At 59.7% G+C, this 21238-nt stretch carries 19 protein-coding genes and 1 other annotated feature; of the genes, 11 read left to right on the top strand and 8 right to left on the bottom strand.

Going from position 1 to position 21238, the window contains the following annotated elements; genetic code table 11:
* The first annotated feature begins 46 nt into the window (after window positions 1-46).
* Window positions 47-1291, top strand: a complete 1245-nt coding sequence (gene nadR, locus ACR6A7_RS17380; RefSeq protein WP_434126376.1) for a multifunctional transcriptional regulator/nicotinamide-nucleotide adenylyltransferase/ribosylnicotinamide kinase NadR — start codon at window positions 47-49, stop codon at window positions 1289-1291.
* Window positions 1292-1317: 26 nt separating this feature from the next.
* Here nadR and ACR6A7_RS17375 read toward each other — a convergent pair whose 3' ends face one another.
* From ACR6A7_RS17375 to deoR, 4 genes are all read right to left on the bottom strand, one after another.
* Window positions 1318-2604, bottom strand: coding sequence for an MFS transporter (locus ACR6A7_RS17375; RefSeq protein WP_434126374.1), 1287 nt, complete (start codon window positions 2602-2604; stop codon window positions 1318-1320).
* Window positions 2597-3754 (bottom strand): mandelate racemase/muconate lactonizing enzyme family protein, encoded by a 1158-nt coding sequence (locus tag ACR6A7_RS17370; RefSeq protein ID WP_434126373.1) that lies wholly within the window; start codon window positions 3752-3754, stop codon window positions 2597-2599. Before ACR6A7_RS17370 ends, ACR6A7_RS17375 begins: the two co-directional genes overlap by 8 nt.
* Window positions 3755-3984: 230 nt before the next feature.
* Entirely contained in the window at window positions 3985-5652 is a 1668-nt protein-coding gene (gene ettA, locus ACR6A7_RS17365; protein WP_434126371.1) for an energy-dependent translational throttle protein EttA, read from the bottom strand.
* Between the two features lie 132 nt (window positions 5653-5784).
* Window positions 5785-6558: a DNA-binding transcriptional repressor DeoR gene (gene deoR / locus ACR6A7_RS17360; protein ID WP_434126369.1), complete on the bottom strand. Its 774-nt coding sequence runs from the start codon at window positions 6556-6558 to the stop codon at window positions 5785-5787.
* A gap of 344 nt (window positions 6559-6902) precedes the next feature.
* On the opposite strand from deoR, the gene sltY reads away from it, so the two are divergent.
* Together sltY and trpR are read left to right on the top strand one after the other, a co-directional pair.
* Window positions 6903-8822 carry a murein transglycosylase gene (gene sltY, locus ACR6A7_RS17355; RefSeq protein WP_434126367.1) on the top strand — a complete coding sequence of 640 codons (1920 nt, stop codon included), beginning with the start codon at window positions 6903-6905 and terminating at the stop codon, window positions 8820-8822.
* A 45-nt stretch (window positions 8823-8867) separates the two neighbouring features.
* Window positions 8868-9215, top strand: coding sequence for a trp operon repressor (trpR, locus tag ACR6A7_RS17350; RefSeq protein WP_033793430.1), 348 nt, complete (start codon window positions 8868-8870; stop codon window positions 9213-9215).
* On the opposite strand, the gene yjjX is transcribed toward trpR, so the two are convergent.
* Window positions 9190-9708 (bottom strand): inosine/xanthosine triphosphatase, encoded by a 519-nt coding sequence (yjjX, locus tag ACR6A7_RS17345; protein WP_434126366.1) that lies wholly within the window; start codon window positions 9706-9708, stop codon window positions 9190-9192. The genes trpR and yjjX overlap by 26 nt on opposite strands.
* Before the next feature lie 51 nt (window positions 9709-9759).
* Here yjjX and gpmB point away from each other — a divergent pair, with 51 nt between their 5' ends.
* Window positions 9760-10407, top strand: coding sequence for a 2,3-diphosphoglycerate-dependent phosphoglycerate mutase GpmB (gene gpmB / locus ACR6A7_RS17340; RefSeq protein WP_434126364.1), 648 nt, complete (start codon window positions 9760-9762; stop codon window positions 10405-10407).
* A 33-nt stretch (window positions 10408-10440) separates the two neighbouring features.
* On the opposite strand, the gene robA is transcribed toward gpmB, so the two are convergent.
* Window positions 10441-11319 (bottom strand): MDR efflux pump AcrAB transcriptional activator RobA, encoded by an 879-nt coding sequence (robA, locus tag ACR6A7_RS17335; RefSeq protein WP_434126362.1) that lies wholly within the window; start codon window positions 11317-11319, stop codon window positions 10441-10443.
* Between the two features lie 193 nt (window positions 11320-11512).
* Between robA and creA the strand changes: the two genes are divergently transcribed.
* Window positions 11513-11989 carry a protein CreA gene (creA, locus tag ACR6A7_RS17330; protein WP_434126360.1) on the top strand — a complete coding sequence of 159 codons (477 nt, stop codon included), beginning with the start codon at window positions 11513-11515 and terminating at the stop codon, window positions 11987-11989.
* A gap of 106 nt (window positions 11990-12095) precedes the next feature.
* Here creA and arcA read toward each other — a convergent pair whose 3' ends face one another.
* Complete coding sequence (gene arcA / locus ACR6A7_RS17325) at window positions 12096-12812, bottom strand: two-component system response regulator ArcA (protein WP_033749412.1); 717 nt, start codon at window positions 12810-12812, stop codon at window positions 12096-12098.
* Between the two features lie 609 nt (window positions 12813-13421).
* Here arcA and ACR6A7_RS17320 point away from each other — a divergent pair.
* The 5 genes from ACR6A7_RS17320 to thrC all read left to right on the top strand — a co-directional run bounded on the left by ACR6A7_RS17320 (window position 13422) and on the right by thrC (window position 19150).
* On the top strand, window positions 13422-14117 hold the full coding sequence (locus ACR6A7_RS17320) for a tRNA/rRNA methyltransferase (protein WP_434126358.1): 696 nt from the start codon (window positions 13422-13424) through the stop codon (window positions 14115-14117).
* A 195-nt stretch (window positions 14118-14312) separates the two neighbouring features.
* On the top strand, window positions 14313-14384 hold the full coding sequence (gene thrL / locus ACR6A7_RS17315; protein WP_071997498.1) for a thr operon leader peptide: 72 nt from the start codon (window positions 14313-14315) through the stop codon (window positions 14382-14384).
* Window positions 14323-14440, top strand: a sequence feature (Thr leader region). (Overlaps the previous gene by 62 nt.)
* A 25-nt stretch (window positions 14441-14465) precedes the next feature.
* A complete protein-coding gene (gene thrA, locus ACR6A7_RS17310) occupies window positions 14466-16928 on the top strand; it encodes a bifunctional aspartate kinase/homoserine dehydrogenase I (RefSeq protein WP_434126357.1) in 2463 nt (820 codons plus the stop codon).
* A 2-nt stretch (window positions 16929-16930) separates the two neighbouring features.
* Window positions 16931-17860 (top strand): homoserine kinase, encoded by a 930-nt coding sequence (gene thrB / locus ACR6A7_RS17305; RefSeq protein WP_096073867.1) that lies wholly within the window; start codon window positions 16931-16933, stop codon window positions 17858-17860.
* Between the two features lie 3 nt (window positions 17861-17863).
* Entirely contained in the window at window positions 17864-19150 is a 1287-nt protein-coding gene (gene thrC / locus ACR6A7_RS17300; protein WP_434126355.1) for a threonine synthase, read from the top strand.
* 57 nt (window positions 19151-19207) lie between these two features.
* On the opposite strand, the gene yaaA is transcribed toward thrC, so the two are convergent.
* Window positions 19208-19984 (bottom strand): peroxide stress protein YaaA, encoded by a 777-nt coding sequence (gene yaaA, locus ACR6A7_RS17295; protein WP_434126353.1) that lies wholly within the window; start codon window positions 19982-19984, stop codon window positions 19208-19210.
* A gap of 207 nt (window positions 19985-20191) precedes the next feature.
* Between yaaA and tal the strand changes: the two genes are divergently transcribed.
* A complete protein-coding gene (gene tal / locus ACR6A7_RS17290) occupies window positions 20192-21145 on the top strand; it encodes a transaldolase (RefSeq protein WP_033749420.1) in 954 nt (317 codons plus the stop codon).
* Window positions 21146-21238 lie beyond the last annotated feature (93 nt).

Genomic DNA, 21238 nt, shown 5'->3' with positions numbered 1-21238 from the left:
TGAGCGGGTACACTCGCAGGCAACTTCAATCCATGCAGGAGGCAGCATGACGTCGTTCGACTATCTGAAAACCGCCATTCGCCAGCAGGGGCATACCCTGCAGCAGGTGGCCGACGCCAGCGGGATGACCAAGGGCTATCTGAGCCAGCTGCTCAACGCCAAAATCAAAAGCCCGAGCGCGCAAAAGCTGGAAGCGCTGCATCGCTTTTTGGGTCTGGAGTTTCCGCGCCGCGATAAAACCGTCGGCGTGGTGTTCGGCAAGTTCTATCCGCTGCACACCGGCCATATTTACCTTATCCAGCGCGCCTGCAGCCAGGTCGACGAGCTGCATATTATTATGGGGCACGACGATCCGCGCGATCGCGAACTGTTCGAGAACAGCGCCATGTCGCAGCAGCCGACCGTCAGCGATCGGCTGCGCTGGCTGCTGCAAACCTTCAAGTATCAAAAAAACATCCGCATTCACTCGTTCAACGAAGAGGGCATTGAGCCCTATCCGCACGGCTGGGACATCTGGAGCGAAGGGGTAAAAACCTTTCTCAGCGATCAGGGCATCGCCCCCGACTGCATCTACACCAGCGAAACTGCGGATGCAGAGATGTATCAGCAGCATCTGGGCGTGCGCACCGTGCTGGTCGATCCGGCGCGATCCTTTATGAATATCAGCGGCGCGCAGATCCGTCAGGATCCCTTTCGCTACTGGGAATATATTCCTACCGAGGTGAAGCCCTTTTTTGTGCGTACCGTCGCCGTGCTCGGCGGGGAATCCAGCGGCAAATCGACGCTGGTCAACAAGCTGGCCAACATTTTCAACACTACCAGCGCCTGGGAGTACGGCCGCGACTATGTCTTCTCGCATCTCGGCGGCGACGAGATGGCGCTGCAATATTCCGACTACGACAAGATCGCCCTTGGCCAGGCGCAGTACATCGACTTTGCGGTGAAGTACGCCAATAAAGTCGCCTTTATCGATACCGATTTCATCACCACCCAGGCGTTCTGCCTGAAGTATGAAGGGCGGGAGCATCCCTTCGTGCAGGCGCTGATCGACGAGTATCGCTTCGACCTGGTGATCCTGCTGGAGAATAACGTGCCCTGGGTGGCGGACGGCCTGCGCAGCCTGGGCAGCTCGGTGGACCGCCGCGAGTTCCAGTCAATGCTGGTGACCATGCTGCGGGAGAACAACGTCGATTTTGTGCACGTGCGCGAAGACGATTACGATACGCGTTTCCTGCGCTGTATTGAGCTGGTGAAAGGGATGATGGACGGCAAAAGCCCAAAACCTGCCTGAAAGCGGGGGCCTCGCCCCCGCACGCTTCAGTTCGCTGCCAGCGCACGCAGCGTATTAACCCCTTTTTGCCGCACCAGCAGCGCCAGCAGCAGCATGCCCGCCACCGCCAGCGCGCTCGCCAGCAGAAACGCCGTATGGTATCCGCCGCCATACTGGATCAGAAAGCCGGTAATGCCCGGCGACAGAATCCCCGCCAGGTTCGCCAGCAGATGGACAAAGCCGCCCGCGGTGCCGATGCGGCCCGCTGGCACGATATCCTGCAGCAGCGACCAGCACGCCTGCGGCGTCATATAGGCGAACACGCTGGCCAGGGTGATCAGCGTTACCGCGCTCACCACATCCCGGCTCCACGCGGTTAACAGCACACACAGCGCCGCCACCGCCAGCCCGACAAAGATCACCAGCTTGCGCGACAGCAAAAAGTTCTGCGTGCGGCGGAACAGCATATCGGAGACGATGCCGCCGCCGAGGAAGCCCACCGTCGCGCCCAGCCAGGGCAAGATTCCGATAATGCTCATGCTTTTGATATCCAGATGCTGGAAATCGGTGAGATAGCTCGGCAGCCAGGAGAGAAAGAAATACTGGATATAGTTAAAGCAGAAAAAGGCGCTCGCCACGCCCAGCACCGGCAGCGAAAAGACGTAGCGCCACAGGGAGTGGCGGTCCTGCTGCGGCGCGGTCGCCGCCTGGGTTGCCGGGCGCTGGCGGCTGATAAGCTCACGTTCGGCCGGGCCGACGCGCGGGTGATCTTCCGGCTTGTCGCGGAACAGCCATAGCCAGCAGGCGACCCAGACAAAGCCAAGCAGGGCGATCACGACAAAGGCGATGCGCCAGCCGTAGTGCAGACCCACCAGCCCGACCACCGGCGCCGCGATTGCCGCCCCGAGCGGCTGACCGGCATTAGTAAAGCCGACAGCGCGTCCCGTCTCTTTTTTTGGAAACCAGTTGGCGATCGATTTATTGGTGGTGGTGCCCATCGGTCCTTCGCCGATGCCGAACAGCATGCGCACAATCAGCAGATGGGCGAAGCCCGTGACCAGCGCGGTGGCGCCGCAAAACAGCGACCAGACGCCCGCCGCCCAGGCGTAGACGCGGCGCGGGCCGAAGCGGTCCGCCGCCCAGCCGCCGAGAAAGCAGAAGGCGCAGTAGCCGATAAAAAAGCAGCTAAACAGGATGCCCATCTCCGCGTCGTTGATATGGAGATCGCTTTTAATCAGCGGCGCCATCACCGAGAGCGCAGCGCGGTCGAGATAGTTCAGCATGCCAGCGAAGAAGAGCAGCAGCGCGATCACCACGCGATAGTTTTTACGCATAGCGGCGAACTCCTTTATCGGTAATCTGGCTCAGCGAGAGGCGGTAGTGGCGCAGCACCTCTTCATCCGGCACGTAGCCCAGGCCGGGACGCGAGGAGAGGGTAAAGGTGACATCGCGCGGCAGATCGGGGTAGAGGCGCGCTTCGAAATCGATCCAGGGCGTCTCCAGCTTGATATCATCGGGCAGCAGCGCGACCAGATGCGCGGTCGCCAGCAGGCCAGCGCCGTAATAGAAACAGTGGGGCACCACGCGCACGCGATACTGCTGCGCGGCGGAGAAGACGCGCAGCGCCGCGCTGATACCGCCCACTTTCGCCACGCTGGGCTGCGCCACATCCACCGCGCCGTTTTCCAGCAGGTGCATAAAGCCCCAGTCGCCGTCGACGTTTTCACCCGCCGCCAGCGGCACGCCGACGCGCTTGAGCCGCGCCAGCCCCTGATAGTCGTCGGGCGGCCAGATCGGCTCTTCCAGCCAGCCGAGCTGGAGCGAACGCAGCTCGTGCGCCTGCCGGGCGGCCTCTTCCCGCGTCCAGGGGCAGTTGACGTCGACCAGCAGTTCCGCCTGCGCTGGCAGCGCGGCGCGCGCGGCCTGGATGGCCTCGAAGGTGGTTTCGTGCAGTTTGAGGGTGGTAAAGCCCTCATCCCAGGCGCGTCTGACCTGCGCGGCGACGGCGTCGGGCTGGTTATCGTAGCTCACCAGGCTGGCGTAGCGCGCAATGCGCTGCCGTGTGGCGCCAAGCAGTTGCCAGAGCGGCTGATGCAGCCGCTGCCCGAGCGCGTCCCAGAGCGCGATATCCACGGCGGAGAGCGCGTAGCGCACCGGGCCGCTGCGGCCAAAGGCGTGCAGCGCTTTTTCCGCCTGCTGCATCAGGGCGGCGATGGCGTCTGGTGAATCCGGCAGCGGTTTGCCGATAAAGGCAGGCGCCACCAGCGTGCAAATCGCCTGTTCTGTGACGGGATTGGCCAGGTGGCCGAAGGCTTCACCCCAGCCGCACAGGCCGTTGTCGCAGGTGACTTTAACCAGTAGCGTTTCCATGCGGCGCAGCGACGAGGAGGCGGCATTAAAGGTGGTTTCCTGGTGTGCGGGCGCGCGCCGCTGCGCGTCGAACGGAATGGCGATACGCGTGACGTCGATTGAAACTATTTTCATGCCATAGACCTCGTAAGATGACCTCCGGCGCGAATTATTATCAGAGCCTGCCGGAACGGTAAGGTGGATCGGGTCAGATCATCAGCGAGTATAAAAAGGGGGCGTTAACGCAGCATCGGGCAGCAGCCCAGGGTTAAAGGTGCAATGGCGGGAAGAATTGGGCGAAGCCACAGGAAAAGGCGCAGGCAGTCACAAAAAGAGAAAAGGCGGCATCGCTGCCGCCTTTTGCATTACTTGCTGATACGCTTGTACTTAATACGCTTCGGCTCCAGCGCGTCCGCGCCGAGGGTGCGTTTCTTGTACTCTTCGTACTCGCTGAAGTTACCTTCGAAGAACTCCACCTTGCCCTCATCCTGATAGTCGAGGATATGGGTCGCGATGCGGTCGAGGAACCAGCGGTCGTGCGAGATCACCATGGCGCAGCCCGGGAACTCCAGCAGGGCGTTTTCCAGCGCGCGCAGGGTTTCGATGTCCAGGTCGTTGGTCGGTTCGTCAAGCAGCAGCAGGTTGCCGCCAACCTGCAGCAGCTTCGCCAGATGCAGACGGCCGCGCTCACCACCCGACAGCTCACCAACGCGTTTACCCTGGTCGGTGCCTTTGAAGTTGAAGCGGCCGACGTAGGCGCGGCTCGGCATCTCGAAGGTGCCGATACGCATGGTGTCCAGTCCGCCCGAAACCTCTTCCCATACGGTTTTTGAGTTATCCATCGCGTCACGGAACTGATCGACCGACGCCAGCTTGACGGTTTCGCCCAGCTCGATGCTGCCGGAATCGGGCTGCTCCTGACCGGTCATCATGCGGAACAGGGTCGATTTACCCGCGCCGTTCGGGCCGATAATGCCGACGATAGCGCCTTTCGGCACCGAGAAAGAGAGATCGTCGATCAGCACGCGGTCGCCGTAGGATTTGGTCAGGTTTTTCACCTCGACCACTTTGTCGCCCAGGCGCGGACCCGGCGGAATAAAGAGTTCGCTGGTCTCGTTACGCTTCTGGTATTCGGTGCTGTTCAGCTCTTCAAAGCGGGCCAGACGCGCCTTGCCTTTCGACTGGCGGCCCTTCGTGCCCTGACGCACCCACTCCAGCTCTTTCTCAATCGATTTGCGGCGGGCGGCTTCAGCTGACGCTTCCTGCGCCAGACGCTGATCTTTCTGCTCCAGCCAGGAGGAGTAGTTGCCTTCCCACGGAATGCCTTCGCCGCGGTCCAGCTCAAGGATCCAGCCTGCAACGTTGTCGAGGAAGTAACGGTCGTGGGTAATCGCCACGACGGTGCCTTCGAACTCGTGCAGGAAGCGCTCCAGCCAGGCCACGGACTCGGCGTCCAGGTGGTTGGTCGGTTCGTCCAGCAGCAGCATGTCTGGTTTTTCCAGCAGCAGGCGGCACATCGCCACGCGGCGACGCTCACCGCCGGAGAGGTTGCCGATTTTGGCGTCCCAGTCCGGCAGGCGCATCGCATCGGCGGCGCGCTCCAGCTGCGTTTCCAGGTTATGGCCGTCGTGCGCCTGAATAACCTCTTCCAGACGACCCTGTTCGGCCGCCAGCTTGTCGAAGTCGGCGTCCGGCTCGGCGTAGAGCGCGTAAACCTCATCCAGACGCTTCAGCGCGCCGACCACTTCGGAGACCGCTTCTTCGATAGATTCGCGCACCGTCTGTTCCGGGTTAAGCTGCGGCTCCTGCGGCAGATAACCCACTTTGATGCCCGGCTGCGGACGCGCTTCCCCTTCGATATCTTTATCAATGCCCGCCATGATGCGCAGCAGCGTGGATTTACCCGCGCCGTTCAGGCCGAGCACGCCGATTTTCGCGCCCGGGAAAAAGCTGAGGGAGATGTTCTTTAGAATATGACGCTTCGGCGGAACCACTTTGCCGACGCGATGCATGCTATAGACGAATTGAGCCACGTTGTAATGAGCCTCTGATTCTGGTGGGTGAATTAGTGACGAAGTTTAGCCTTTTTGCCTGGCTAATCCCAGCCGCGCGCCGGGATAATTCCGGGCGTGCGGCGTTGTTACGCGTAAAGAGAAAAGGCGGGGTCAGACCGGCTCGGGCAGACGCAGCGGCAGCGGCTGCTGCGCCAGCCACTCCGCCAGCGCGCTGTCCGGCGCGCTGTCGCTGACCAGCAGGTCAAAGCGGTGCAGCTCGCCGATGCGTGCGGGCAGCACCTTGCCAAATTTGCTGCTGTCCGCCACCAGGATACGCTGGCGCGCACGCAGCATGGCGTGATGTTTCATCGCCAGCTCGTTGAGGTTGTAGCAGGTCGCGCCCTGCGCTATATCGATGCCGGCCGCCGAGATAAACGCCAGCGTCGGGCAGAGGTCGTCAAGCACCGAGTGCGCGCCGATCGGCGTGAACAGGGCGTTGTCGGCGTGAAACTCGCCGCCGCTCAGGATCACGTTGCAGGCCGGTTTCTCTTTGAGCGCCAGGAAGGTGTTCATGGCGCAGCAGACAGCGGTAAAGGGCAGATCCTCGGGCAGGGCGTCGACGATATAGGGAATAGTGGTGCCGCAGTCGAAAAACACCGTGTCGTTCTCGCCGATCAGGCTGGCGGCAGCCTGCGCCAGGCGCTGCTTTTTCGCCGCGTTCTGACCGTGCTGATCCGAAACAAAATAGTGGCCGCCATGGCTTTTCGGATCGCTGACGATATAGCCGCCCAGCAGCACCACGGTCGAGGCCGGTTCGCTCAGATCGCGTCGAATGGTCATCTCCGAGACGCCTAAAAGCTGCGCGGCATCTTTCAGATGCAGCTTGTCGGTGCGTTTTAGCGCCAGGGTCAGTTTCTGAATGCGTTCGTCGCGCCGGGTTTCCATAGAGGTCTCTGTTGGGATTGATAGCCGAAAGTGATGCGCCGTGGAAGAGAGGGCGTATCCGGTTAACCGCGATAATTGCCGCCATTTTAATGTGTTGCGCGCCCAGGCCGGCAGGGGATCAATCTTACCTGTAATCAGATCGCCCCGCAAACGCCGCCATGCGCGCCTTCTACACGGATTTTTAACAGAATCACATTGCCGCGCGCCAGCCAGCAACTCGCTTTTAGCCGACCTGTGCGTCGCCTTGCGTAAATTTTGTGAAGAACATGGCAAGAGCCGGCTCCCCTGGTTAGCATGAAGAATGCCTGGCACGCAGCCGGAGAGCAGCAACAGAGGAGATTTTCGTGGAGAAGTGGCGTAACTGGATGACAGGGATCTGTCTGGCCGCAGTGGCCAGCAGCGCATGGGCAGACTCGCTGGATCAGCAGCGAGAACGTTATCAACAGATTAAACAGGCGTGGGACAGCAACCAGATGGCGACGGTGGAGCAGCTGCTGCCGACGCTACAGGATTATCCGTTATACCCTTACCTGCAGTACCGCCTGCTGGCGCAGGATCTCGATCAGGAAACGCCGCTCGCCGTTAACAACTTTATCCAGCAATATCCGACGCTGCCGCCGGCGCGCTCGCTGAAAACCCGCTTCGTCAACGTGCTGGCGCACCGCCAGGACTGGCAGGGCATTCTGAGCTTTAGCCCGGAAGCGCCCACGCCGGTACAGGCGCGCTGCAACTGGCTCTATGCCAAATGGGCGACGGGCGCGCAGCAGCAGGCGTTTGAGGGGGCGAAGGCGATCTGGCTGCGCGGCACCGCGCTGCCCAACGACTGCGACCGCCTCTTCTCCGTCTGGCAATCTTCCGGCCAGATGTCGCCGATTACCGTGCTGGAACGCATTCGCCTCGCGATGAAGGCGGGCAACGACAGCCTGGTGAGTTACCTGGCGAAAAGCCTGCCGGAAGATTACCAGACCATCGCCACGGGCGTGCTCGCCTTGCAGAACGATCCGCAGACGGTGGTGAACTTCGCGCAGACGGTCGGGCCGACCGATTTTACCCGTCAGGCGACGATTTACGCCTTTACCCGCGTCGCGCGCGCCGATATGGAGAATGCGCGCAGCATGATTCCGCTGCTGGTACGCGGCCAGAAGATGGAAGCGGACGACGAGCAGGCGCTGAAGGAGATCGTGGTCTGGCGCATGATGGGCAGCGATCTAACCTCAGAGCAGGCGCGCTGGCGCGATGCCGTGGTGATGAACAGCCAGTCTACGGCGCTGATTGAACGCCGGGTGCGTCTGGCGCTGTCGCAGAACGATCGCCGGGGTCTGAATACCTGGATCGCGCGGCTGCCGCTCGAGGCGAAAGAGAAAGATGAATGGCAGTACTGGCAGGCCGATCTGCTCTATTCCCAGGGGCGCAAAGAGGAGGCGGACGAAATCCTGCATAAGCTGATGCAGGCGCGCGGCTTCTACCCGATGGTGGCGGCGCAGCGGCTGGGCGTGAAATATCCGCTTCAGATTGATGAAGCGCCGAAGCCCGACAGCGCGACGGTGCAGGGGCCGGAGCTGGCGCGCGTGCGCGAGCTGATGTACTGGGGGCTGGACAATCTGGCGCGCAGCGAGTGGGCCAACCTTATCGCCAGCAAAAACCACACGCAGCAGCAGATGCTGGCGCGCTACGCCAACGAACAGGACTGGTGGGATCTCAGCGTGCAGGCGACCATCACGGCGAAGATGTGGGACAGCCTGAAAGAGCGCTTCCCGCTGGCGTGGGAGAGCTTCTATACAAGCAATACCCGCGACAAAGGCATCGCGCCGAGCTACGCCATGGCGATCTCACGCCAGGAGAGCGCCTGGAACCCGAAAGCGCGCTCGCCGGTCGGCGCCAGCGGCCTGATGCAGGTGATGCCAGCGACGGCGGCGCACACCGTGAAGATGTATAACATTCCCGGCTATATGAACAGCAACCAGCTGCTCGATCCGCAGACCAATATTCAGATCGGCACCCAGTATCTGGAGTATGTCTATCAGCAGTTCGGGCAGAACCGCATTTTCGCCTCCGCGGCCTACAATGCGGGACCGGGGCGCGTGCGTAGCTGGCAAAACGTCAGCGCGGGCAATCTCGATGCGGTCGCCTTTATCGAGACCATTCCTTTCTCTGAAACGCGCGGCTACGTGAAAAACGTGCTGGCCTACGACGCCTACTATCGCCACTTTATGGGCGAACCGGATAAGGTGCTGTCGGACAGCGAGTGGAACCGCCGCTACTAGCGTGCTATGCTTCCGTACTCGTTAGTGAGTACGGAAGCCTGTTTGATGACGCAATCTCCCGCCCGGTCGGCGCAACATTCCCTTTCTGAAGATAACTGGCGGCGCTTTACCGCGCTGATGCAGCAGGCTTACGCCGATGATGTGGCGCTGCCTTTGCTGCAGCTGATGCTGACGCCGGACGAGCGCGAAGCGCTCGGCACGCGCCTGCGCATCGTCGAGGAGCTAATGAACGGCGCGATGAGCCAGCGCGAGCTGAAAAACGAGCTGGGCGTCGGCATCGCCACCATTACGCGCGGCTCGAACAGCCTGAAAGAGGCGCCGCCTGAACTGCGGCGCTGGCTGGAGGCGCAGCTGGGACGCGGCGACCTCAGCGCTGATAAAGCGGATGAGTAAACGGGCAGAGCGCCAGAATAAGCGCCTGATGATAAACGCTGGAGCGGGTCAGCAGACCCTGCGTAAAGGCGCCGATAGCGCCGCCTTTATGTTTGATATTCTCCACGCCGGTCAGCCGCGCCATCTCGTCGCCCAGCTCGCGCCCGGCGCTCAGGCCCGCCATCACCACCGGCGGCAGCGTAAAGCTGGCGGAGCGCGACTCGCCGCGCTGGTCGGCGTTTTCAATGACCATCCAGGCAAAGGCGCAATCCGCCTCTATACCGGCCTCAATCGCTACCCAAAAATCCGCCTGCGGCGCAACCTGGCGCGCATTGGCGACGCGCTGGCGTGCGCCGGTTCGCGTTTCCGCATCGCTCAGGGGCTGCGCCGCGACGCCGCTATCGACCTCGACCCCGCGAATATGGCAGGATCCTTCGCCGAAAACGTCGTTGAACGCCTGAGAGATGGCGCGAATTTTTGCCGGATTGATGGTGGCTGCGATAACCTGGTACATAATCTATTGAACCCTTTAGGCAAATTTGTCGCAGTATAACGGAAACTCAGCATGCTACAGGTCTATCTTGTTCGTCACGGTGAAACGGTATGGAATGCGCAACGCCGCATTCAGGGACAATCCGACAGTCCGCTGACGGAGAAAGGAGAGCAACAGGCCCACCAGGTGGGTGAGCGCGTAAAACAGCTTGGCATTACGCATGTTATCGCCAGCGATCTGGGCCGCACGCAGCGCACCGCGGAGATCATCGCTGACGCCTGCGGCTGTACGGTGACGCTGGAGCCGCGCCTGCGCGAGCTGAATATGGGCGTGCTGGAGAAGCGTCCGCTGGACGGGCTAACCGAAGAGGAAGAGCGCTGGCGCAGCGCGCTGGTGGATGGCACCGTAGACGGCCGCATTCCGCAGGGCGAATCGATGGCGGAGATGGCGGCGCGCATGCATGAGGCGCTGAACGCCTGTCTGGCGCTGCCCGCTGGCAGCCGACCGCTGCTGGTGAGTCACGGGATGGCGCTCGGCGTGCTGATTAGCACCATTCTTGGCCTGCCGGCCCATGCGGAGCGCCGTCTGCGCCTGCGTAACTGCTCTATCTCGCGCGTCGATCACCAGCAGAGCGCCTGGCTGGCGGAAGGCTGGGTGGTAGAAACGGCGGGTGATATTTCGCATCTTGACGCGCCCGCGCTGGATGAGCTGCAGCGCTAAAAAAATGCCGTCGTAATGACGGCATCTTAACGATCAGCCCGCCTGCTGGCGGCGAATCGGGATGAGATATTCGCAGCGGATCTCTTGCGGCGGCTCGGGACGCTTCTTGCCGCCATGGGTGTAGAAGCGTTCGATATCCTGGCCCTGGCGGCGCGTCAGGCCGAGCGTCGGCATGCAGGTGCCGTAGAGCAGCAGAATAAATTCCTGCAGCTCGTCGCGCGGGCCGTTATAGGTGAACTGCACGTAGTCGCCCGCCTCCAGCAGTACGCTCTGGCCGGAGTGCAGATTCACCGCCTGATCGGACGGCACGGCGGTGGTGTAAAGAATCTCCTGCTCGTCATCCTTCTCCTGGCTGGCGCGCACCTGATGCAGGCCGTAAAGCACCGGCGGAACGGTGTCGGTTTCCAGCAGGAACTGCTTCCAGAAGTGAATGCGCATCTCGTCGCGGTAGCTGGAGATCTGCTCCAGGGTGCAGCTGTAGGTTTGCGTTTGCCCGACCAGCACGGTTTCTGGCAGGGTGACGAAGGTCGACTCCGGCATGCTGTTGTCGTCAAGGCGAATCGGCGGACGAATGCCGAATGAGTTCCATTCCGATGAGCGGCGATACCATGCGGGCGTCTGGTTAAACTGTTTTTTAAAGGCGCGGGTAAAGGTCTGCTGGGAATCGAAACGGTACTGCAGAGCGATGTCCAGAATCGGGCGACTGGTCAGGCGCAGCGCTACGGCCGCTTTAGACAGGCGGCGAGCGCGGATATAGGCGCCGATGGCATGACCCGTGACGTCTTTGAACATCCGTTGTAAATGCCATTTAGAATAACCCGCTTTCAGGGCAACATTGTCCAGTGAAAGGGGCTGATCCAGATGGCTCTCCAGCCAGACAAGCAAATCTCGAATGATACCGGCTTGGTCCATAAAACATCCTCATTCTCTCTGGGTGCGACTAACGCAGTCGCCGAATAATAGCACTAATTGCACATCAGGCGTGGGCAGTTTTGTTGGGAGATTGTGCCATGTCAATGTGGGATAAAACCGGTTCTGGTTTGGTCAACGCGGCCAATTGCCAGTACATTACATGCTCGTCTATTAGGTTTGCAATGGTAACGCTATGACAATATCCCGCTTTTTCGCTGCTTCATTCGCCACGCTGCTGCTGGCATCGCCGGTTATGGCCGAAGAGATCGGCTCGGTTGATACGGTATTCAAGATGTTTGGGCCCGATCATAAGATCGTGGTTGAGGCATTCGACGATCCGGATGTAAAAAATGTAACCTGTTATATCAGCCGGGCGAAAACCGGCGGCATTAAGGGCGGCCTGGGTCTGGCCGAAGATACCGCCGACGCGGCGATCTCCTGCCAGCAGGTCGGGCCGGTTGAGCTGAGCGACGCCATCGCTAATGGCAAGGCGCAGGGCGAAGTCGTCTTCAAGAAGCGGACCTCGCTGGTGTTTAAAAAGCTGCAGGTGGTGCGTTTTTTCGATCAGAAGCGCCATGCGCTGATCTACCTGAGTTACTCTGACAGGGTGGTTGAGGGATCGCCGAAGAATGCGCTGAGCGCGGTGCCGATTATGCCGTGGCGGGAATAAAAAAACGCCCTTCGGGGCGTTTTTTATCGACGGCGGCTAAAGCTCGCTCGCGGGTGAGGCGGGCCGAGCTGGCAGAGTCAGCCAGCCCGCGAGTCCGGCAGGTTTTTTATTCCTGCAGATCGCCGCAGAAGCGGTAGCCTTCGCCGTGAATAGTGGCGATGATCTCCGGGGTATCCGGCGTAGATTCAAAATGCTTGCGGATGCGACGAATGGTGACGTCGACGGTGCGGTCGTGCGGCTTCAGCTCACGGCCGGTCATCTTCTTCAGCAGATCGGCGCGGGTCTGAATTTTGCCCGGGTTTTCACAGAAGTGCAGCATGGCGCGGAACTCGCTGCGCGGCAGTTTATACTGTTCGCCGTTAGGGCTGATCAGCGAGCGGCTATTGATATCCAGCTCCCAGCCGTTGAACTTGTAGCTTTCCACCTGACGGCGCTCTTCGCTCGGCATCGCCAGATTCATGGTGCGCGACAGCAGATTGCGCGCGCGGATGGTCAGCTCACGCGGGTTGAAAGGTTTGGTGATGTAGTCATCCGCGCCGATCTCCAGACCAAGGATTTTGTCCACTTCATTATCACGACCGGTCAGAAACATCAGCGCCACGTTTGCCTGCTCGCGCAGCTCGCGCGCCAGCAGCAGGCCGTTTTTGCCTGGCAGGTTGATATCCATGATCACCAGGTTGACGTCGTTATCGGTCAATACCTGATGCATTTCAGCGCCGTCGGTTGCCTCATACACGACATAACCTTCCGCCTCAAAAATGCTTTTGAGGGTGTTACGCGTGACCAGTTCGTCTTCAACGATAAGAATGTGTGGGGTCTGCATGTTTCGCTACCTAAAATTTGCCAACAAATCGAAAACAGGGCGTACGCGGGTATTCAGGCTCGCTAAAAAGCGCGGTGTGTGGCGCTTAACCGTTGTACGAAATTATGTTCTTGATACACCATCTATCAACGTCAACAACAGTGTTAGCTCAGCCAGTCAGAATGAATATTGCCTGCCCCAGGAGAGAATCTTTTGGCGCATATCCTAACCGTATTAACAGCAACCTAACAGCACCAACAACAACCGATAAGCATAAAAACAACGCTTCGTTGACTTATATCAAATGCAATTGTAGCACGTTAACACTTATGTGAAAAACTTCTCTTGTAATGCAAGCTTAGCTCACAAAAAATATCAATTTCGCTACATATTCACATTATGTATACGCAAATGATAATTGCAGAGAAGCTTTCCATAATCTTCTGATAGAGAAGATTTTTCAGGAATTAATTTTAGTTATCGCCGACTCGGAACGCTTTATGAGATTTCAGCGTTGTTTATTCAAATTTAACATCGTTAACAAATTATTTTCTTAAACGGCGACATTCCGGCTTTAACCGCAGCACGTGCTACTATACGGCGCGATTTCTAAACACAAATGGAATAATCATGCGGTTCCCCCTTATTCTGGTTTCGCCCGCCCGGGCGGAAAATATTGGCGCAGCGGCGCGGGCGATGAAAACGATGGGCTTTAACGAGCTGCGCATCGTCGCCAGCGACGCCTGGCAAGATCCCGCTGCGCGCCGGGTCGCGCACGGCGCGGGCGAGATCCTCGATAATCTGCGCACCTTTGACGCCCTGAGCGACGCGCTGGCCGATATCGACTTTTCCGTCGCCACCACGGCGCGCAGCCGCGCCAGATTCCGCTATTACGCCACGCCGCAGCAGGTTGAAGCGCAACTGCTGGAGAAGCGTCAGTGGGTAAACAGTATGGCGCTGGTCTTTGGGCGCGAGGATAGCGGGTTGACCAATGAAGAGCTGGATCAGGTCGATCTGCTGACCGGCATTCCGATGGCACAAGATTATCCCTCGCTCAACCTTGGTCAGGCGGTCATGGTGTACTGCTATCAGCTCTCCGCGCTTAATCGCGTGACGCCGCCGGTGGCCCCTCCGGCGGACGCCCAGCAGCTGGAGGCGCTGCGCCACCGTTTTGAACGGCTGCTGCAGACGCTTGAGGTAGGCGACGATCGCAAAATGGCCGACTGGATCGATCAGCGTATCGGCCTGCTGGAGCAGCGCGACAGCGCCATGCTGCATCGTCTCCTGCATGATGTAGAAAAAAAACTTATAGATAAATCTTCCTGAAAAAGCGCCATTCATAGCGGCTGATCGCAAAAAGCCTGCTGCGGGCAAACGATTCTGTAGGCGATCCCCGCCCCGGCAGGCAGCAGTGCGCAGCGGCGAAAAAGTGGCCGCCGGACAAATTCGTTGACTTGATCGGCGCTTTGCTTTACTTCTGGAAGGCAGACAGACTCTAAAAGACAGACAGAAAAAATCTCAATGCGTAACTCAACCAGCCTGAACATCACCATTATTACAACCACCATTACCACAGGTAACGGTGCGGGCTGACGCATACAGGAAAAACAGAAAAAAGCCCGCACCTGAACAGTGCGGGCTTTTTTTTCGGCAAAAATTCAGGAGAGCTTTAACATGCGAGTGCTGAAATTCGGTGGGACCTCGGTAGCGAACGCGGAACGTTTTCTTCGCGTCGCTGACATTCTGGAAAGCAATGCGCAGCAGGGACAGGTTGCCACCGTACTCTCTGCACCTGCGAAAATTACCAACCATCTGGTGGCGATGATTGAGAAAACCATCAGCGGTCAGGACGCGTTGCCCAATATCAGCGACGCCGAGCGTATTTTCGACGAACTGCTGCAGGGGCTGGCGCAGCAGCAGCCAGGCTTCGACTATGACGGGCAGAAAACCCGCGTCGACCTGGAGTTCGCTCAGCTGAAACAGGTGCTGCACGGCATCAGCCTGCTGGGGCAGTGTCCCGACAGCGTCAACGCCGCCATTATCTGCCGCGGCGAGAAGCTCTCCATCGCTATTATGGAGGCGCTGCTGCTGGCGCGCGGCCACGGCGTTACCGTCATCGACCCGGTAGAGAAGCTGCTGGCCGTCGGCCACTATCTCGAATCCACCGTGGATATCGCCGAATCGACGCGCCGTATTGCCGCCAGCCAGATCCCGCCGCAAAACATGATCCTGATGGCTGGCTTCACCGCTGGTAACGAGAAGGGGGAGTTGGTGGTGCTGGGGCGCAACGGCTCCGACTACTCCGCCGCAGTGCTGGCCGCCTGTCTGCGCGCCGACTGCTGTGAAATCTGGACCGACGTAGATGGCGTCTATACCTGCGATCCGCGTCAGGTGCCCGACGCCCGCCTGCTGAAGTCAATGTCTTACCAGGAGGCGATGGAGCTCTCCTATTTCGGCGCGAAAGTGCTGCATCCGCGTACCATCGCGCCTATCGCGCAGTTTCAGATCCCGTGCCTGATCAAAAACACCGCCAACCCGCAGGCGCCTGGCACCCTGATCGGCGGCGAAGGAGAGCAGGACGAGAATCCGGTCAAGGGCATCACCAATCTGAACAATATGGCGATGTTCAACGTTTCCGGACCGGGCATGAAGGGCATGGTCGGCATGGCGGCGCGCGTCTTCGCCGCCATGTCCCGCACCGGCATTTCGGTGGTGCTGATTACCCAGTCCTCTTCCGAATACAGCATCAGCTTCTGCGTGCCGCAGAACGAGCAGGCGCGGGCGCGCCGCGTGCTGGAAGAGGAGTTCTACCTGGAGCTGAAAGATGGCCTGCTCGATCCGCTAGGGGTAATGGAACAGCTGGCGGTGATCTCCGTGGTCGGCGACGGCATGCGTACCCTGCGCGGCATCTCCGCTAAATTCTTCTCCGCCCTGGCGCGCGCTAACATCAATATCGTTGCCATCGCGCAGGGCTCGTCAGAGCGCTCCATCTCGGTGGTGGTGAGCAACGACGACGCCACCACGGGCGTGCGCGTGGTGCACCAGATGCTGTTCGCCACCGATCAGGTGATTGAAGTCTTTGTGGTCGGCGTCGGCGGCGTCGGCGGCGCGCTGCTGGATCAGCTCTATCGCCAGCAGGCGTGGCTGAAACAGAAGCATATCGATCTGCGCGTCTGCGGCATCGCCAATTCGCGCGCGCTGCTGACCAACGTGCATGGCATCGACCTGAGCGACTGGAAAGGCGCGCTGAGCGAAGCGAAAGAGTCGTTTAATCCTGACCGCCTCACTCGACTGGTGAAAGAGTATCATCTGCTTAACCCGGTCATCGTCGACTGCACCTCCAGCCAGGCGGTGGCCGATCTCTACGCCGACTTCCTCGGCGACGGTTTCCACGTGGTCACGCCGAACAAAAAGGCCAACACCTCTTCCTGGAACTACTACCAGCAGATGCGCGCCGCCGCCGCGAAATCGCGTCGCAAATTCCTCTACGACACCAACGTCGGCGCAGGACTGCCGGTAATTGAAAACCTGCAAAATCTGTTAAATGCTGGCGACGAGCTGATTAAGTTTTCCGGTATCCTTTCGGGTTCGCTCTCCTTTATTTTCGGCAAGCTGGACGAGGGCGTGTCGCTCTCGGAAGCGACGAAGCTGGCGCGCGACATGGGCTTTACCGAGCCCGATCCGCGCGACGACCTCTCCGGCATGGACGTGGCGCGCAAGCTGCTGATCCTGGCGCGCGAAGCGGGCCATAAGCTGGAGCTGAGCGATATCGAGATTGAGCCACTGCTGCCTGCCAGCCTGAACGAGATCGCCGACGTCGAGGTATTTATGCAGCGTCTGCCGGAGCTGGACAGCGCCTTCGCCGCGCGCGTCGCCGCAGCGCGTGACCAGGGAAAAGTGTTACGCTTCGTCGGCGCGATTGAAGAGGGCGGCGTCTGCAAAGTGAAGATTGACGCGGTCGACAGCAACGATCCGCTCTATAAAGTGAAAAACGGCGAGAACGCCCTGGCGTTTTACAGCCGTTATTATCAGCCGATCCCGCTGGTGCTGCGCGGATACGGCGCGGGAAATGATGTGACGGCGGCGGGCGTCTTCGCCGATCTGCTGCGCACCCTGTCGTGGAAGTTGGGAGTTTGATGATGGTAAAAATTTACGCACCGGCCTCGATTGGCAACGTCAGCGTCGGCTTCGATGTGCTGGGCGCGGCAGTGTCGCCGGTGGACGGCGCGCTGCTGGGCGACTGCGTCACGGTAGAGGCGGCGCCGCGCTTTTCGTTGCAAAACAGCGGGCGCTTTGTCAGCAAGCTGCCGGACGATCCCAAAGAGAATATTGTCTATCAGTGCTGGCAGCGCTTTTGCGAAGCGATTGGCGAAGAAGTACCGGTGGCGATGACGCTGGAGAAAAATATGCCGATCGGCTCCGGCCTCGGCTCCAGCGCCTGCTCGGTGGTGGCTGGCTTAATGGCGATGAACGAGTTTTGCGGCAAGCCGCTCAGCGACACCCAGCTGCTGACGCTGATGGGCGAGCTGGAAGGGCGCATTTCCGGCAGCGTGCACTATGACAACGTCGCGCCGTGCTTCCTCGGCGGCATCCAGCTGATGCTGGAGGAGAACGGCATCATCAGCCAGGCGGTGCCGGGCTTCGACGACTGGCTGTGGGTAATGGCTTACCCCGGTATTAAAGTCTCTACCGCCGAAGCGCGCGCCATCCTGCCCGCGCAGTATCGCAAAGAGGATGTGATCAAACACGGCCGCCTGCTGGCAGGCTTTATTCACGCCTGTCATAGCGGTCAGCCGCTGCTGGCCGCTAAACTGATGCAGGATGTGATCGCCGAACCTTACCGCACCAAACTGCTGCCGGGCTTTGCCGAGGCGCGCCAGGCCGCCGTCGACATTGGCGCGCTGGCGTGCGGCATTTCAGGTTCTGGCCCGACGCTTTTCGCCGTTTGCAATCAGATGGAAACGGCGCAGCGGATGGCGGACTGGCTGCGCCAGCACTATCTGCAGAATGATGAAGGCTTCGTCCATATTTGCCGTCTTGATACGGCTGGCGCACGTAAACTGGGATAACGCATGAAACTCTACAACCTTAAGGATCATAACGAGCAGGTGAGCTTTTCGCAGGCGGTAAAACAGGGCCTGGGATCGCAACAGGGGCTGTTCTTCCCGCTTGAACTGCCGGAATTCGAGCTGACCGACATCGACGCGATGCTGGAGATGGATTTCGTCAGCCGCAGCAGCAAAATTCTCTCTGCCTATATCGGCGATGAAATCGCGCCGCACCAGCTGGCTGAACGCGTTAAAACCGCCTTTGCGTTTCCTGCGCCGGTGGCGAAAGTCAGCGACGATATCGCCTGTCTGGAGCTGTTTCACGGCCCGACGCTGGCGTTTAAAGATTTCGGCGGGCGCTTTATGGCGCAGATGCTCTCTTACGTCTCAGGCGCGGACGAGCAGATCACTATCCTGACCGCGACCTCCGGCGACACCGGCGCGGCCGTGGCGCACGCCTTTTACGGCATGGAAAACGTCCGCGTAGTGATTCTCTATCCGCAGGGCAAAATCAGCCCGCTGCAGGAGAAGCTGTTCTGCACGCTGGGCGGCAATATCGAAACCATCGCCATCGACGGCGACTTCGACGCCTGTCAGGCGCTGGTGAAGCAGGCGTTCGACGACGAAGCGCTGAAAAAGGCGATTGGCCTGAACTCCGCGAACTCTATCAATATCAGCCGCCTGCTGGCGCAGATCTGCTACTACTTCGAAGCGGTGGCGCAGCTGCCGCAGGAGAAACGCAACCAGCTGGTGGTCTCGGTGCCGAGCGGAAACTTCGGCGATTTGACGGCCGGCCTGCTGGCAAAATCACTTGGCCTGCCGATCAAGCGCTTTATCGCCGCCACGAACGCTAACGACACCGTGCCGCGCTTCCTGCAGGGCGGCAGCTGGACGCCAAACGCCACGGTCGCCACGCTGTCGAACGCCATGGACGTCAGCCAGCCGAATAACTGGCCGCGCGTAGAGGAGCTGTTCCGCCGCAAAACCTGGCGCCTGACCGATCTCGCCTACGGCGCAGTGAGCGATGAGACCACCGAGGCGACCATGCGCGAGCTGGCTGAGATCGGCTATATCTCCGAGCCGCATGCGGCTATCGCTTACCGTCTGCTGCGCGATCAGCTGCAGGAAGGGGAGTTCGGCCTGTTCCTCGGCACGGCGCACCCGGCGAAATTCAAAGAGAGCGTCGAGGCGATTCTTGGCCAGGCGCTGCCGCTGCCGCAGGCGCTGGCGGATCGCGCTGGTTTGCCCCTGCTGTCGCACGCTATGCAGGCTGACTTCGCGCCGCTGCGCGCGTTTTTGCTCAAGGCCTGACTTCGCGCCTGTGCGCGTTGAAGCATTTAACTGGCGTCCATGAGGGCGCCTTTTTTATTACTTCTGCTCGTGACGTTTAAATACCAGCTCGCTTTCGCTGCTGCTCGCCTCATCGAAGAAGTAGCCGTCCACATCAAACTGCTTCAGCGCCTCGGGATCGCTCAGGCGATGCTGAATGATGTAGCGGCTCATCAGGCCGCGCGCCTTTTTAGCGTAGAAGCTGATTACCTTAAAGACGCCGTTCTTTTCGTCGAGAAACACAGGTTTCACCACGCGGCCCTGCAGCTGCTTCGGCTTCACCGCCCGGAAATATTCGTCCGACGCCAGGTTAATCAGCACCTCGTCGCCCTGTTCCTGCAGCGCGGCGTTAAGGTGTTGCGTCAGCAGATCGCCCCAGAAGCCGTAGAGATCTTTGCCGGCTGGGGTGGCCAGCTTGATGCCCATCTCGAGACGATAGGGCTGCATCAGGTCGAGGGGACGCAGCACGCCGTACAGGCCGGAGAGCATGCGCAGATGCTGCTGGGCGAAGTCGAAATCCGCTTCGCTGAAGCTCTCCGCCTGCAGACCGGTGTAGACGTCGCCTTTAAACGCCAGAATCGCCTGGCGCGCATTCTCCGGCGTAAAGTCGGGCTGCCAGCTGTTGAAGCGTTCAGCATTGAGAAGCGCCAGCTTGTCGCTGATGCCCATAAGCGAAGCGATCTGCGCCGGTGAGAGATCGCGCGCCACCTCAATCAGCTGTTGTGATTTTTCTAACAGCGCAGGCTGGGTATAACGCTGGGTCGCCAGCGGGCTGCTAAAATCGAGCGTTTTGGCAGGTGAGATCACCATTAACATAGTCGCTTCCTCGGTTATCCTTTGTCGCTACAGGGAAATGTCACTTGTCAGGCCGCCGAGTGTAACAAAAAAGCCGCAGCGACAGGCAAATCGCAGCCATCTGTTCACGCTATCGTAAACGGCATCTGGCGACCTTGCGCCTCGGTTGCCGCATGATATTATCGCAACAGCCTTTTTCACCCTGACATTACATAAGAGACAACAGACATGACGGACAAACTGACCTCCTTGCGTCAACTCACCACCGTTGTCGCCGACACCGGCGATATCGCAGCCATGAAGCTTTATCAGCCGCAAGACGCCACCACCAACCCCTCTCTGATCCTGAACGCCGCGCAGATCCCTGAATACCGCAAGCTGATCGACGAAGCGATTAGCTGGGCGCGCGAGCAGAACGGCAGCAAAGATGAGCTGATCTCGCTGGTGTCGGACAAACTGGCCGTCAACATTGGTCTGGAAATCCTCAAGCTGATCCCGGGCCGCATCTCGACCGAAGTCGACGCGCGTCTCTCCTACGACACCGAAGGCAGCATCGCCAAAGCGCGCAGCCTGATCAAACTCTACAACGACGCGGGCATCAGCAACGACCGTATCCTGATCAAGCTGGCGTCGACCTGGCAGGGCATCCGCGCGGCGGAGCAGCTGGAAAAAGAGGGTATCAACTGTAACCTGACGCTGCTCTTCTCCTTCGCCCAGGCGCGCGCCTGCGCTGAAGCGGGCGTGTTCCTGATTTCGCCGTTCGTGGGCCGTATCCTTGACTGGTACAAAAACAACACCGACAAGAAAGAGTACGCGCCGCACGAAGATCCGGGCGTGGTGTCAGTTTCTGAAATTTACAGCTACTACAAGCAGCACGGTTATGAAACCGTGGTGATGGGCGCGAGCTTCCGTAACGTCGGCGAGATCCTGGAACTGGCGGGCTGCGATCGCCTGACCATCTCTCCCGCGCTGCTGAAAGAGCTGGCGGAGAGCGAAGGCACGGTTGAGCGTAAGCTGAGCTACAGCGGCGACGTGAAAGCGCGTCCGGCGAAGATGACTGAATCTGAGTTCCTGTGGCAGCACAACCAGGATCCGATGGCGGTGGCGAAACTGGCGGAAGGCATCCGCAACTTCGCCGTTGACCAGGGCAAGCTTGAGAAAATGATCGCTGACCTGCTGTAATCCGTTGCCGTGGCGGCCTGGCCGCCACGGTTTTCTCTTTGCCTCACTTTCTATTATCCTCTCTGCTATTCCTCCTTTGTCTTACCGCTTTGC

Source organism: Pantoea phyllosphaerae (assembly GCF_051025595.1).
Classification (GTDB): Bacteria; Pseudomonadota; Gammaproteobacteria; order Enterobacterales; family Enterobacteriaceae; genus Pantoea.
Note: the sequence above shows the minus strand (reverse complement) of the source record. Positions and strands in the feature narration are given on the sequence as shown.

Excerpts from the sequence above, each read along its gene's own strand:
- nadR (WP_434126376.1), top strand. The coding sequence starts at position 47 with ATGACGTCGTTCGACTATCTGAAAACCGCCATTCGCCAGCAGGGGCAT.
- ACR6A7_RS17375 (WP_434126374.1), bottom strand. The coding sequence starts at position 2,604 with ATGCGTAAAAACTATCGCGTGGTGATCGCGCTGCTGCTCTTCTTCGCT.
- ACR6A7_RS17370 (WP_434126373.1), bottom strand. The coding sequence starts at position 3,754 with ATGAAAATAGTTTCAATCGACGTCACGCGTATCGCCATTCCGTTCGAC.
- deoR (WP_434126369.1), bottom strand. The coding sequence starts at position 6,558 with ATGGAAACCCGGCGCGACGAACGCATTCAGAAACTGACCCTGGCGCTA.
- trpR (WP_033793430.1), top strand. The coding sequence starts at position 8,868 with ATGACGCAATCTCCCGCCCGGTCGGCGCAACATTCCCTTTCTGAAGAT.
- yjjX (WP_434126366.1), bottom strand. The coding sequence starts at position 9,708 with ATGTACCAGGTTATCGCAGCCACCATCAATCCGGCAAAAATTCGCGCC.
- gpmB (WP_434126364.1), top strand. The coding sequence starts at position 9,760 with ATGCTACAGGTCTATCTTGTTCGTCACGGTGAAACGGTATGGAATGCG.
- robA (WP_434126362.1), bottom strand. The coding sequence starts at position 11,319 with ATGGACCAAGCCGGTATCATTCGAGATTTGCTTGTCTGGCTGGAGAGC.
- creA (WP_434126360.1), top strand. The coding sequence starts at position 11,513 with ATGACAATATCCCGCTTTTTCGCTGCTTCATTCGCCACGCTGCTGCTG.
- arcA (WP_033749412.1), bottom strand. The coding sequence starts at position 12,812 with ATGCAGACCCCACACATTCTTATCGTTGAAGACGAACTGGTCACGCGT.
- ACR6A7_RS17320 (WP_434126358.1), top strand. The coding sequence starts at position 13,422 with ATGCGGTTCCCCCTTATTCTGGTTTCGCCCGCCCGGGCGGAAAATATT.
- thrA (WP_434126357.1), top strand. The coding sequence starts at position 14,466 with ATGCGAGTGCTGAAATTCGGTGGGACCTCGGTAGCGAACGCGGAACGT.
- thrB (WP_096073867.1), top strand. The coding sequence starts at position 16,931 with ATGGTAAAAATTTACGCACCGGCCTCGATTGGCAACGTCAGCGTCGGC.
- thrC (WP_434126355.1), top strand. The coding sequence starts at position 17,864 with ATGAAACTCTACAACCTTAAGGATCATAACGAGCAGGTGAGCTTTTCG.
- yaaA (WP_434126353.1), bottom strand. The coding sequence starts at position 19,984 with ATGTTAATGGTGATCTCACCTGCCAAAACGCTCGATTTTAGCAGCCCG.
- tal (WP_033749420.1), top strand. The coding sequence starts at position 20,192 with ATGACGGACAAACTGACCTCCTTGCGTCAACTCACCACCGTTGTCGCC.